The sequence below is a fragment of the Chitinivorax sp. B genome (assembly GCF_005503445.1).
In the GTDB taxonomy this organism is placed as follows: Bacteria; Pseudomonadota; Gammaproteobacteria; order Burkholderiales; family SCOH01; genus Chitinivorax.
The window spans coordinates 68,075-82,501 of sequence record NZ_SCOH01000018.1 but is presented as its reverse complement, the minus strand read 5'-3'; the positions used below and the strand labels follow the sequence as shown (position 1 = coordinate 82,501).

Annotated in this window: 10 protein-coding genes; all 10 read left to right on the top strand. The window is 45.7% G+C overall.

Annotation, left to right across the window (positions count from 1 at the left end):
- The first annotated feature begins 5 nt into the window (after positions 1–5).
- Positions 6–1,289, top strand: a complete 1,284-nt coding sequence (gene lhgD / locus FFS57_RS12775) for an L-2-hydroxyglutarate dehydrogenase (protein WP_137938181.1) — start codon at positions 6–8, stop codon at positions 1,287–1,289.
- A gap of 16 nt (positions 1,290–1,305) precedes the next feature.
- A complete protein-coding gene (locus tag FFS57_RS12770) occupies positions 1,306–2,127 on the top strand; it encodes an ABC transporter permease (RefSeq protein ID WP_171013908.1) in 822 nt (273 codons plus the stop codon).
- Positions 2,128–2,220: 93 nt separating this feature from the next.
- Complete coding sequence (locus tag FFS57_RS12765; RefSeq protein ID WP_137938179.1) at positions 2,221–3,558, top strand: ABC transporter ATP-binding protein; 1,338 nt, start codon at positions 2,221–2,223, stop codon at positions 3,556–3,558.
- Positions 3,555–5,141, top strand: a complete 1,587-nt coding sequence (locus tag FFS57_RS12760; protein ID WP_137938178.1) for a sulfotransferase family protein — start codon at positions 3,555–3,557, stop codon at positions 5,139–5,141. Before FFS57_RS12765 ends, FFS57_RS12760 begins: the two co-directional genes overlap by 4 nt.
- Positions 5,138–7,804: a hypothetical protein gene (locus FFS57_RS12755; protein ID WP_137938177.1), complete on the top strand. Its 2,667-nt coding sequence runs from the start codon at positions 5,138–5,140 to the stop codon at positions 7,802–7,804. Before FFS57_RS12760 ends, FFS57_RS12755 begins: the two co-directional genes overlap by 4 nt.
- Positions 7,792–9,996, top strand: coding sequence for a hypothetical protein (locus FFS57_RS12750; RefSeq protein ID WP_137938176.1), 2,205 nt, complete (start codon positions 7,792–7,794; stop codon positions 9,994–9,996). Before FFS57_RS12755 ends, FFS57_RS12750 begins: the two co-directional genes overlap by 13 nt.
- Positions 9,983–10,951, top strand: a complete 969-nt coding sequence (locus FFS57_RS12745) for a hypothetical protein (protein WP_137938175.1) — start codon at positions 9,983–9,985, stop codon at positions 10,949–10,951. The genes FFS57_RS12750 and FFS57_RS12745 overlap by 14 nt, the downstream gene beginning before the upstream one ends.
- 1,098 nt (positions 10,952–12,049) lie before the next feature.
- Positions 12,050–12,571 (top strand): discoidin domain-containing protein, encoded by a 522-nt coding sequence (locus tag FFS57_RS12740; RefSeq protein WP_137938174.1) that lies wholly within the window; start codon positions 12,050–12,052, stop codon positions 12,569–12,571.
- 18 nt (positions 12,572–12,589) lie between these two features.
- The gene (locus tag FFS57_RS12735; RefSeq protein ID WP_137938173.1) at positions 12,590–13,495 is read left to right on the top strand and encodes a glycosyltransferase family A protein; all 906 of its coding nucleotides are present in this window, start codon (positions 12,590–12,592) and stop codon (positions 13,493–13,495) included.
- Between the two features lie 35 nt (positions 13,496–13,530).
- Positions 13,531–14,421: an S-methyl-5'-thioadenosine phosphorylase gene (locus FFS57_RS12730; protein WP_137938172.1), complete on the top strand. Its 891-nt coding sequence runs from the start codon at positions 13,531–13,533 to the stop codon at positions 14,419–14,421.
- The last annotated feature ends 6 nt before the right edge of the window (positions 14,422–14,427 follow it).

Here is a 14,427-nt window from a genome sequence, read left to right as displayed (position 1 = left end):
TAACCATGCACACAAAGACGTTCGATTTCGTGGTCATCGGGGCCGGCATAGTCGGCCTCACCGTTGCACTCGAATTGCGGCAGCGATACGCCCATGCATCCATCGCCGTGCTGGAAAAAGAAGCCCGACCCGGCATGCATGCCAGTGGCCGCAATAGTGGTGTCTTGCACTGCGGCATCTATTACGGCAGTGATACGTTGAAAGCCAAAGTATGCGCCAGGGGCGCGGCGCGCATGCTGGAATTTGCCAGGACGGAAAAAATCGCATTTTCGCAATGCGGCAAGGTCATTCTCGCCACAGATGACTCGCAATTGCCAACCGTCCAAAAACTGCTTCGAAATGCCAGCGAAAATGGCATTGAAGCGCATCTGATCGATCATCATATTCTGCGGGAAATCGAACCCTATGCCACCGACGGCCCGGCTGCCATCCATTGCCCAACCACGGCGGTCATTGACAGTGTGGCGGTGGTCAAGCGGTTACATGAGATGTTAGCCGCGCAAAATGTACAGTTTCTACTGGACTGCGTGGTACGTACCATTCGCCCGTCCGGCAGCCTGAACACATCGCTTGGCGATGTGCATTATGGGTTCCTGTACAACTGTGCCGGTGCCTATGCCGACACCATCGCCAAGTGTTTTGGCCAAGCTGAGGACTATGCCCTGGTGCCATTCAAAGGGATTTATTGGAAACTCAACGCCGCAGCCAATCCAAAAATTAGGGCCAATATCTATCCCGTTCCAGATGTCACTCTACCCTTTTTGGGCGTGCACCTGACCCGCGTCATTTCTGGCGAAGTTTATATCGGCCCCACTGCCATCCCAGCCTTTGGCCGCGAGAATTACGACAAGCTGCATGGCATTCAGTTGAATGAAGCAGCTGCGATTAGCCGCCAGCTGATGAGTATGTATCTGCGCAACGACGGCAACTTCCGGAAATTGGCACATGCCGAAATCAGCAAGTATTGGAAACACAACTTCCTGTCTGCGGCACGCAAATTGATACCCTCGCTCGACGCAAGGGACATGATTGCCACACCTAAAGCAGGCATTCGGCCGCAATTAATCAACACGCGAACACGCAAACTGGAGATGGATTACATCCTGGCGCGTACGCCGAACACATTGCATGTACTGAACGCAATTTCACCCGCATTCACCAGCTCACTGGCATTTGCCGAACTGATCGTAGATGCCGCCGAATGCTCGGCAGCACCAGCAACATCGCATCCAGCTAACCATGACTTGGCAGCGCCCGCTGCGGCCGTTGGCATGGTTGAGAACTGTTAATGTTTACCAGGACCTGATGATGAATTTGTCGCACAACACGTCTTCCTTTGCCAACTTCTTCCGACAACTTGGCAAGCACCGCGCCATGGTGCTTGCCATGGCAGGACGCGATTTGCAAAGCCGGTACGCAGGCACATTGGGCGGCACGCTGTGGGCATTTGCGCACCCGATTGCCATCGTGGGAGTGTTCTACTTCGTATTTGCCGTTGGATTCAAAGCCCAGGGCCCGGCCGATACGCCGTTCATTCTGTGGTTCATTGGAGGCTTGGTACCCTGGTTCTTTTTCAACGACACCTTGCTGGCCATCACCCATTCCGTCACCAGCAACGCACACCTGGTGAAAAAAACCGTCTTCCCGACAGAAGTACTTCCTTTCGTGCATATTTTGTCCGGGCTGTTTCCGCATGCCATCTTTCTGGCCGTTCTCGGTATCCTGATGGTGGCAATGAACGTGCCATTCATGCCTGAGCGGCTGATGGTGGCCTATTACCTGATCTGCACCATCACACTCTTGTTGGGCCTGGGTTGGCTGCTGTCGGCATTACAGGTGTTCTACCGCGATATCGCACAGGCCATTGCCATTCTGCTCAATATCGTTTTCTGGGCCACACCCATCGTCTGGTCTGCGCAAATATTGCCAGCGTCTTATCAGTCCTTGCTGGTCTACAACCCGGTTTTTTATTTGGCGGAAGGTTATCGCACGTCACTCGTTTCACCCCAACCTACCCTGCCCAATATGGTGCAAACGTTGTATTTCTGGGGGATGGCAATGGGCATGCTGTTAACAGGCATGCATGTGTTTCGCAGACTGAAGCCCGAGTTCGCGGACGTCATGTAAGGGTTTCGATAAAAGCGCCGGGTGCCCGTCGGGCAACCCGGATTGCAATGAAATGTTCAGCTTGCATTCGCAGACAACAAAATAGGTCGTGATATGGAAGTCGCTATTTCAGTTCGTCAGGTATCGAAAAAATTTCGGCTGTTCAAATCTGCCAAGGAACGGATGCTAGAGGCATTACACCCATTCGGGAAACCGCGCCATCAGGAGTTTTGGGCTCTCCGCGACATTTCGTTTGACGTTGGGCGCGGTGAAATCGTCGGTATTCTTGGTAAGAATGGCTCGGGCAAGTCCACATTGCTTCAAATCATTTGCGCTGTCATGCGTGCCACACACGGCACGGTAGAGGTGCAAGGCCGAATCTCAGCCTTGCTTGAGCTGGGCGCGGGCTTTAATCCCGAATTCACTGGCCGCGAGAACGTGTTGTTGAATGGCTCCATCATGGGGTTCTCACAACAAGCCATGCAAAATAAGATGCCGGAAATCGAAGCCTTTGCCGATATCGGCGATTTCTTCGATCAACCAGTGAAGACCTACTCCTCCGGCATGTTCGTCAGGGTGGCTTTCGCAGCAGCGATTCATATCGACCCAGAAATTCTTGTGGTGGATGAAGCGTTGAGCGTGGGAGACTCCAAATTCCAACATCGCTGTTTTCAGCGCATCCGCGAGTTCATGGAGGCTGGCAAGACCATCCTGGTAGTCTCCCACAGCACGGACACACTGCTACGCATCTGCCACCGCGGCATCGTTATCGATCAGGGAAGACTCAGCTACGCCGGCCCAATCAAGCTTGCAGTCAATCATTATCAGGACCTGCTATTCGGTACGCGCAAACCCGTACCGGACAATCTCGTGCAAGACTGGCAACCCCAGGCACTAGCCCAACCCATACCAGCAATTCAAGCGCTGGCGCCTACCTTGCATGATCGCGTCTGCGAACATCCTTATTACCACAAGCATGAGACGCGCATAGGAAATGGCGCCGCCACCATTATCGACTTCGATCTGATCGCCAACGGTAAGCTCAATCCGCCTGAAATCCCGCTGCATGCCGAAATCGAGCTCATTGCCAAACTCCGATTCAATGAAGACATTGACGGTGTCTTTGTCGGGTTTGCACTGGTAACAATTGATGGCACCTATGTATTTGGAACGAACCTCGCCATGATGAACCAGCCATTTCTCGCCGGTCAGAAAGGATGCTGCATGGCAGTCAAGTTCCGGTTCACCTCACACTTGGCAGGTGGCGAGTATTTCCTGAATATCGGCTCCAATCAGCTGGCCAGTGGCGAAGACCGGTACCTTGATGTACGGCGTTCGGTAGCACGACTGGCTTTTGCAGGCACACATGGCCAATGTGGATTTATCAATCTGGACGTGAAACACGAAGTGGTCACGCTTGCCGCCGGCAGGGCCAAGGTATCGTTCGCATGAATCCGCGCGCGCCAGTAGTCATTGGTTACCCCCGGACAGGATTCACACTGTTAATTAGCGTGATTGCCGAGTTATTGCCCTACCGACCGGATACCAAACCCGGCAGGCACGCGCTCAAGTGTTTCTGCGATATGGCATCGGACGCCCTAACGGTCGCTATTGACCAAGTCTTCGAACAGCGTGGACTAACGGGGCAGCTCCTCTACAACCCCAATTTCAGACAATTGACCGGGGGACCCAAGTGGCTTCATGATGCGGACACAAGCAGAGCTTGTTTCCGTAAGTATATTGGCGTACGCGGTCACGGTGATTTTACGCTGATCACCTCACACCCATGTGAGGTACTGGACTACTACGAGATCATCCACTCCCACGTTGGCCCGACACACTGGCCAGTACACGCCCATTATGGTGCGTATCAGCGCTTTGCTTCAGTGCGACACCCCGCAGGTACGGTCACATCAGCCTGCTTCTCGCTGAACGCACTGACCAGCGAATACATCCAGCGCTTCCTGGCGCCGGATCAGGACAATGACCAGATCCGTCAGCAGTTGGCGCTGTATAAGCTTTCTGACCTGAATTTCTTTGCGGCATTACTCACCCCGTTCCGCTCATACATGGCCCAGTTCCTGGCCGTTGCAGATCAATACCAGATCATGCGTTGGGAAGACCTGATATCGGCCCCCATCTCAACCGTACAACGCATTGCCACTCAACTGGACCTGACCATAACCGAGTATCAAGCCCACGAGATCTGGCAGCGGTTGGATCATAAAAATCTCACCGGCGCACACAAGCACAACTTGCGGACAGGCCACGGCATCGTGGGTGGCTGGCGTAATTGGCTGACCAATACCCATTTGGACATGATCCGAGCACACGGGCTGGACACACTCACCACATATTTTGGTTACGAACCAATCGGTATGCTGGATGAAAACCAATACACCCCATTCCAGCAAAAACTGGCGAATGCCATTCGTAACAAAACAGTGCTCCATGAATACCACGATCAAGACCTGTTCGGATTCGCCTTCAACAAATCCAATCTAGACCTAAGTCGGTTCTCGTTTAAACAATACGACTGGCGTACCCACACGCGCATCGAGCGATCGTCCTGCACTGATGACACGCTGGTCATGGCGGTCTGGGAAGCGGCGGAAGCCACCTGCGCTGCAATCAATGCAGTACTTGACTATTGGCTGCCAAACACAATGTCTCGCCAACTGACGCCAACCATACTGAACGAAACAAAATCCGCATTACACGTCCTGTTTGCCAACACGCATCATGCCGACAGTTGGCATGCACACCTTGAACAGGCCATGCGGCAGGACGCAAACGAGACATCCGTCCCGACGCAGGACAGCCCGGCACCCACGCTCCGTCAATACAGCAACCCAATGCTTCTAAGCAGCATTGGCCAAACCAATATTGTCACCTTTGCTGGACGCTTTTACGCCTTGCCACAGGCACTCGGGCCCATCGATCTGCAAATCGACGACGTGACCAATCTACCGGGCGTGCGCGTTGCCAACTCGCTGGACGCCATCATGGATGTGGTGAATGGAGCCGCAACATGAACCGGTTAAGCTTCGTCCCCCCAACGCAGGATGCCCTGATTGCCACATTGGAGGGTTGGTGGGCGCAACAGCCAGATGCCACCATCGCCATCGTAGGCAACGCTCCGCTTGCGCAGAGTCTGGTGAAGCACGCAGCACAGCGTGGCAAGCCGGTGCAACCGCTCAATCGCCTAAGCCCGGAAGAATCGGCTTCGGCGCAATATGTCCTGTTCACCGAAACTGATGGCGAGAAACTCGCCGCTGCCCTGATGGATTGTGTTGATAGGCCAGAACTCACCGTTGTCGCGCCCGAGACCAATTGGTATTTTTCGCAGCGCCCATTGTTTCTGGTCACCATCCCGAAATCCGGTACACATCTTGCCTACGAGCTGGCAGAAGCGCTTGGCTACGAAGGTGCCGTTGAGCTACCCGAATTTCCAGAAGGCGGTAAATGGTATTGCTTGGAATACAGCAATTCGCATACTGTCGCCCGCGACTTCTTTGTCGACTCGGTACGTCGTGCACCGTTCGGCAATCGTCACCACGCCTTCATGCGCTCACCAGCACTGTTCATATACCGCCACCCGCTGGACATCCTCGTCTCCGAGGCACACTACTATCACCGCGATGGCAAGACCAGCTTCGCAGGGTGGTTACCCGACGACAGTTTCGAGGCTCGCCTCGACAAATTGCTCAACGACCCATGGTTGCTGGGACCACTGCGTGAGCGACTAGGTGCGTTCACACCGTGGCTGGATTTTCCGAATGTCATCAGCTTCTCATTCGAAGAACTGATCGGCGCTGCTGGCGGCGCCGATAGCGATATACAGCAACGCCTGATCTGGTCCATTCAACTCAAACTGCACGCGCCAGGCAACCCGCGTGAGATTGCAGCCCGACTCTTCAATCCGGAGTCCGCTACCTTTCGGGAAGGCAAGATTGGTGGATTTGTCAAACAGCTGCCTCCGGAGGTCATCCAGCACTTTCTGAATGACAACCAAGATCTGCTGACCCGATTCGGTTACCCCGCCGACGGCACCATCGCATTGCCAACGCACAACCAGACGTGGCGACGGCGTAGCCCGAAGTACTCGTCAGCAAACTTCGACAAAATGCCCATGACCCTGCAAAGTGGCTTTCTGGGTTGCAACTTGGTGAGATTCGATGGTCGCATCTATGCGTTGCCACAGAATGTAGGGCGCCTACCCTTAGCCACACTGTCGTCCGAGCAACTTGCGGCCATTCCTTCTGCCCCTACCATCGACGAATTAAAAGCGCTCCTGATGATGGGGCGTCATAGCTATAACCAACGTACTGAATCACTTATTTCACTTGGCAAGAAACTAGTCGATGCAGACGCAATCTACCATGCCGCGAACGATGAGTGGATAATTACTGACACCCCAAGAATAATTGACAGTTACCATGGTTTCAATTTGATAGAATTTCGTAATTTTTTTATAGCAATTCGTCAAACATTAGGTGAAGTTGATTTATACGTAGATTGGTCAGATTTGATCGACAAGTTTAACCATAAAGACCTAATAATTACCGGAACAATCTCAGAACTAAAACTTGAAATTGACGGCCTCTCAATAACACAGCGATTCAACAAATTGATAAACATCAAATCAGAAGAAAAAGAAAACAGAATTAGTCGATTAGAAAAAGAATTCTCAAAAATATACTCGAAATATACAGCAGGATTCAGCAATATACTTACAAACGCAACTAAATCACAATCAGCACTTGATCATAAAGTATCACATACTCAGCGAGAAATAGAGAATACAGACTTATCCATTCAAATGTTATTTGAAGATAGCATTTCAATAAACAACCAACGGTTTTTAAAATTTGAACAAGAACAATCACAACTATGGAAGAAAGAATTAGATTCGATAAAGATTATTTCCAACGATCAGATTAACACTGTCGCTCAAATTGGCGCAAAAATATTAGAGCTGAATAATGAACTGGTGCGCACTCGTCATATATCCGAGGCAACAAAGATATCACTCGAAAACATATGCAACAATGAATTATTAGATGCAAATAATCGCATATTACAGAACAATAAAGAATTGTCACAATTAAAAATACAAATTGCGGAAGTTCACGAATCAGCCATGAAAATCATTGATGTAAATTTTGATAAAGCACATGAACAAATTCAGTATTGCAGACATGAACTGATGAAAATAAAACAAAAAGATCAAGAAAATTGCCAAGCAATGTTTGAAGCAAATCAAACCAATCAAGTTATTTTTCTACAGCAAATATCACAATTAAGAACAGAGTTACTTGATATTCTCAATCACAATCAGCATGAATATATCACTCTTCACAACTCATGTGAAGCCAGTCAAGCTAAAACATTGACAATGTTTGGGCAATTTTATGACGATATAAATAGAAATTATGAAGCCCTAGAGAAATTCCAGAAAGAACAAGCTATATTAATTGAATCAGTCAAAGGCGAAATATCAGAAATTATTAACCATTACGAAAAAATTAGCTCATCTTCAAAAAAGTTCTTTACAAATATTGAGGATGCGATAAAAGATATAATATTAAAAGAGAAAGATTTAGAAATTAGAACTAAAAATATTGAGGAAAACTGGTTAGTTACATTCGGCAAGAAAATTAACGGCTTCATAGGGCTAATAAAATGGAAAAAGTAAAATTAACAGTTGCCGCACCTTGGAGTTTAAGCCATTACATCCCATTAAATGGGTTTCATCCACTATATAGAGCACTATTTGAACACAAGCCATCGAATATTTCCATCAACACATGGGACAATATCAAGCTCAATGAATTATTAAAGACAGATCCAACACTGAGAAAAATGTTTATAAACAATCATCTTGAATACTCAACGCATACTAGGAAGAATAGCAGCCCAATCAATAAAGCTTATGAAGAGTATTTCTTTAGCGCCAACAAGTATCTAACAGAAATGATTCCTGGCGATATAGAATTGCATCATACTGCACCGTTTCCGTCGTTAAAAAGGCCATTCATATTTCACTGCGAGTCATTTGCACCAATATTTTTACCATTTTATCAACAAGGAAGTGGCCATTTTAAAAATCACGAACAATTACAATCATATTATAGAGACATTTTCAGCAATGAATTATGTTTAGGCATATTTTCACACATAGATAACACATTGAATAGTATCAGTAATTTTTTTAAAAATAAGGACATTGACATAAAATTACTAAAATCAGACATAGGCCTCAGTGACGCTTCATATAAACGTAATTTGAAAATCAAGCACATCAAAGAATTTCCAATATTTTTGTTCATAAACTCTGCCAATCAGAATCCAAATAACTTTTTTAATAGAGGAGGTCATATAGTTCTCAGATTTTGGGAGCATTTTATAAATAATGGAAGAAAGGGAATGCTATTGGTCAGATGCGCCAAACCAAACGACCAAGAGCTTAAAGATAATGGAGTCAACATTCATTTCGTCCAATCCGAGTTGGGAAAGTCAATTCTTTGGGTCCAAGATTATTTATCAAATAGTGAAATGAGTAATTTAATAGAAAAAGCGCATATACTGTTATTACCCAGCTTGTCTCTTCACTCTGCATCGATCATTCAGTCAATGCTGCTTGGAACAGTTCCTATTGTCACTGACACCATCGGAACCGATAACTACATAACCGACGAGTTCAATGGATTAATATTGGAAGGGATAAAATCTACAATATGGTACAAAGACCCGGTGACAAGCATATTGATTGACAAATACATAAAGTCAGAAGAGTTGGATAATTCACTACTGAATCAGTTGATAAAGAAAATTGACAATCTCATTTTTATAGAAAATAAATATGAATCCATAAGAGAAAATATGATTTCTCATGCTCTTGTAAACTATTCAGGACGGCGGTTCTCAGAAAACTTTTGGGGTGATGTTAATAGAGTATTTTTTGAATCAAATATTCATGTAATCCATAAAAAAAACAATAGTTACCCAAAGCTGGAGGATGCAATCCTAGAGTCAGAAGACATTCCCAGAGTTTTCGAAAGCGCCACTCAGCCAGTTAGAAAAATTTATACTGGGCAAAATATTGTTTGGGAAATGGGTGGAGCTTATATTCATTCACCAGGAAATCCTAAAATGGAGCTGCTTGATTGGTCAGTAGTGGCCCAATATATTAATCCGGCATCTCCTAAGTTGACTTGGTCAAAGAGCATATCAGAGCTAGGTGGTGCATATTTGTCCATAAATGGTCAATCATCAAGTATGTTAAGTATGAAATTTGTAGAGTTCATCTCTAACATTCTTATGCCATTTCCGTCTCTTCATAGCAACGCCGCTAATCTTTTGAAGATTTCACGTCGCTACAAAAAATACTTGCGATTCACTATATTTGAAAAGAACAAAGAGCCAGACATAGAGCTGATAATGCATTCGGTAGCAGGTTACAATGTAATTAGATATTTTCATTTATATTACGCAATCCCTCAACATGAAGGCGAATTTATTCGCGACAAGGCAGACATGGGTGGCTATTCGTCATCATTCAAAGCGAGATCGCTAAATGCAGTACTTATTCAAATAAAGACAAAGGGAAAAAAATATCACAATAATGATGCTTCTGACTCTGTTGAATTGGTTCTGGAAGGCTACAACGGATTTAATGTTGTCAAATACATATCGACATTCTATGGAATTCCACAGTCGGATGGTGCATTTGATATAAAAAAAATAGAAGAAAATAGTTACTCAGCGCAGTGCATCGGGAGTAGTATAGATGGTGTTATGCATGATATTGACCAATACATTAGGAAAGAATTTGTAAGTGTCAACCATAACAATGAAGAAATGGAAACAGAAAATGAAGCCAGATAACAAGAAAATTCATCTATGGATTTATAACCATCCATTTAATGGGATAAGCGATCAAATCGATTTCTTTCTCGCCTCTTTTGCACAGCATGGCTACAAAGTGACACTAGGAAGAAGCCCAAGAACGGACTGCCTGAATGTTGCCATAGAGAATTTTTCACCAAAGAGTAAAGCTATTCTTGAGAACTTTTGCTTGAACACCAGAAAGCGTGTTTCGATAATAATGACGGAACATCTTGATTTTGATAGCGGTAATATTTTCATTCACGGCAATCCGTTATGGACTAATAATGACTACATGCATCCGGCTACACAAATAAATAGAATCAGATATTTATTTGACTGCCTACCCTACATCAAATCATTTCTTGTACTGGGTGATTTACCCGAGCTTAGGAATTTTTCTACCATGCTACCTGGAGCGGAAGTAAAATCTGTTCCGTTTCCAAAATTAAACTATATAGATCCTGAAACTAGCCATAAAAGTATTAATTGTGATTCAGATCTGATATTTACCGGATACTGCACAGAATACAGATCAGAGATAATTTCAGAAATAAAAAAAGAGAACATAACTATCAAACAGCCTGATCAACTTGTATCACGGAAGAAGCGAGATTTACTAAATATTAGCTCTAAGCTAATACTAAACGTCCCGCAACGCGAAGACTGGAAGTGGTTATCATTGATGAGAATCATTGCTGGGCTACGATGCGGAAGGGCATCAATATCCGTCGCAACGAATGATAAATCTCTGATATCGCATTGTTGCGAACAAATTAATATGAGCGATTCACACTGGACTAAAGAAATAAGATCAAAACTAAATGATTGGAAAAATATTTACTGCGCATCATATGAGAAGTATATGGACATGGCGGACAGCTTTGAGAAGAAGTTTCCGTTTCCGCATGATTTTATTGAATATTGGTCCATAACAGACGGTATAGATACCTAAGGCATCTCTGCACGAATCAAAAATCGAAAAACAGCGCCCAGTAAATTCAAGCACTTAAGATTGAAGAATCTGTCAAAATCCGATTTGTGCAGAGGTGCCCTAACTATATTGTATATATTATATTCTGGCGGCCTACAGAAATTCAAATAAAACTGGGAATGGATATCTCAAATTACTTACCGATAGAAATGTAAAAATAATTCATCGGTTATTGACTATCGACTACTTATTTTTTCTGATAATTTACAAACTAACGCCACATATTCATGCGATAGTATTAACAACCAAGATTCATATCATCTTTTTCTATTCAGAAAAGATGATGCCTCTTCAGAAGAATTGAATAATATTTTCGATTCGAATTATAGACATGTGCTCCATGTACGGATATTTATTGGATGAGGCATCAAAAAGCCTCTCAAATAGATCGTTACTTGACGTGGTTTGCAACACCTCGTTATACAGAATTCATTTGTCATGCTATTTGCAAGGTGGTGCTTTGCGTAGGCCCTTGATTTAGCTTGTTGACCATGTCACTGAAGAATTCACAATGCTTTCTTGTAACTAACTGTTTTTAAATGATTAAAAAAGATGTGTATAACGAGATGGGTTTGCAACAATGGCTATTTCCCCGATTAGTGCACCTCAGCACGAATCAAAAAATCAAAAATGAAGCAGGATGGACAATTAGAAAGTCAATTTTATTTTTTGTATAATAATCATTACTAATCAGCTGATTGTTTCTGAAAAACCACCAAATCCATAATTATAAATAGTTACAAAACTTAATTATGAATTTATCATTGGGATCCTGCAAGAAGCATGCGACTTCTTGAATTCACATCGACCATTGAGGTTACTAGTCGTGAAACTTGGCTACCACTTTTTTACCATACTAGCTGAAGATAAATATATCGACGATGCTTGAAACGTAATTTTTAATCTGATTAAGACATTTCTCACTGTTGGCTGCGTTTTAGGCTCTGACGAAACAGTTTCATGGCTCGTGCCGAATTTAGTATTGTGGCATCACTGCTTTAGAATTTTGATTTGTATATTCCGTACTTATTGTTTTGGCGACCAAACAGGGGAGTGAACATGAAATTAAGTCTGTTATTCGTAATTTCTGCATTTGTTGTCATCATGGGAGGGTGTGATTCCAATGATGCTGGACAAGCTTCCAAGAATGAAAATTTAGCGCAACCTCAACCCAAGGCTGATGGTCCTACAATATCCGCCAGTTCGCAGACAGCGGAACTTGGCCCGGCAGGATTAATGCAGGCAACAAAGCCAGGATGGCACTCGGACCAACCTCCGAAGTTCCCAGAGTACATTACCGTCGATTTGCATGCATCTAAGGCGGTTGGCACCGTTGGGCTCCTGCAACAGGAAGGCCAACCAAAACGCGGACCGAAAGCTTTGCGTATCGAGGTCAGTAGTGATGGGAATGAATGGACGCCCGTTGCCGGTGCAGATGATGCATGCCAGCCCAATGCCAAAGACGGCTGGACTGACGTTACACTTAGCAAACCCGCTACAGCGCGATATGTGAAGGTTGTGGTGTTTTCGAATTGCGGGGATCCTCATTTGTTGACCATCCGTGGTCTACGTATCAGCTAGGTAAAAGCGAGTTACGTGATGCGTTCAGCGCAATCAGGTATGAACATACCTGCAATTTCGCTCCTGCTTCCAACGCGAGGGAGGAGCGAACTTGTAATACGGCTATTTAAGAGCATCATCAATACAGTAAATAGTCTGAACAATATAGAGATCATTCTCTATGTAGATGACGATGATCATAATAGTCATCATCTGCATAGCGATGTGATTCATGTTATCAAGATTATTGGCCCCTCAAAGTCTATGGGAGACTATAACCGTATCTGCTTTGAACGGTCTCGAGGGCACATTATCCTTCTCGCAAATGATGACATGATGATGCGCACTCCAGGGTGGGATGCGAGGCTTATTGAATTGGACAATCGCTTCCCTGACAAAGTCTACCTAGGATATGGAGATGACCTGCTGAAACGAAAAGGCTTGTGTACATTTCCCATTCTTTCTCGACGTACCTGTGAATTACTGGTCGAACCATATCCATCTGCATATCAAGGCGCATTTATTGACGTGCACCTATTTGATATTTTCAAACGCTTACAACATGCTGGGTTGGACAGGACCTGTTATTTGAACGATGTGATCTTTGAACATATGCACTTCCGAGCAGGCAAAGCCCCTGCGGACGCGACCTATCTCAGGCGAGGAAGATTCATCGATGATCCAACTTTCATTTCGTTGGCAAACACACGTAGTCGCGCTGCCCAACGACTGATTGACACAATTCAGGGTAAATCGCCGGTACCGTTTCAATCACAGCATGTGATTATCCAGACGCCACGGCAACTGAGTGCTGCGATCATTTATTTTGCTAAGCAATTTCTATTTGATCACGGGTTGCCATTTTGTTGGCGCTGGTTTCTTTGGTGCTGGTTTGCTGGCCGTCTTCTGGCTGCCCGCGGACTGTTACGGCCATTTGTTCGGTAGCAATCCGTTTCAATTTCCATCCACGAGGCAACAGCATGAGTAAGCACAATAGGCAACAAGTGATTGGCGTAATCGGTGGTAGTGGTGTATACGATATCGACGGATTGAATAATAAGCATTGGGTAAAAGTAGATTCAAACTTTGGCTCGCCCTCCGATGAATTATTATTTGGCGAATTGGCGGGCCAACGCATGGCGTTTTTGCCGCGTCATGGTCGTGGCCATCGGATACCGCCAAGCGAAATCAATTTTCGTGCCAATATTGATGCATTGAAGCGTAGCGGCGTGACCGACATCATTTCTGTCAGCGCAGTGGGTTCATTGCGGGAAGATTTACGTCCAGGCATGTTCGTGATTGTCGATCAGTTTATCGATCGTACATTCGCCCGTGCCAAAAGCTTTTTTGGTGCGGGTTTGGTAGCCCATGTCTCGATGGCCAAGCCAGTGTGTCATCGGCTTGGCGATCACATCGAGCAGGCTGCACACGAAGCCGGCATCAAGACGGTTCGCGGCGGAACGTATCTGGTCATGGAAGGGCCGCAATTTTCCAGCCAGGCAGAATCCGAGCTATATCGAAGCTGGAAATGCGACGTAATCGGTATGACCAATATGCCGGAAGCCAAACTAGCTCGCGAAGCCCAGATGTGCTATGCCACGGTGGCAATGGTCACTGACTATGACTGCTGGCACCCAAATCATGATGCGGTCACCGTCGACCAAATCGTCAATGTGCTGATGGGTAATGCGGACAGAGCCCGTACGCTCGTTAAGCAGGTCGCCCACCCCATTGGGCATGATCAGCATGCGGCAGATTGCACATGCCGCCACGCTCTGCAACACGCCATCCTCACGGCCCCAGCCTCTCGCGACCCAGCCATGCTGGAGAAACTGCATGCCATTCTTGGTAATGACCGGGGCGCAATATGAGTGATC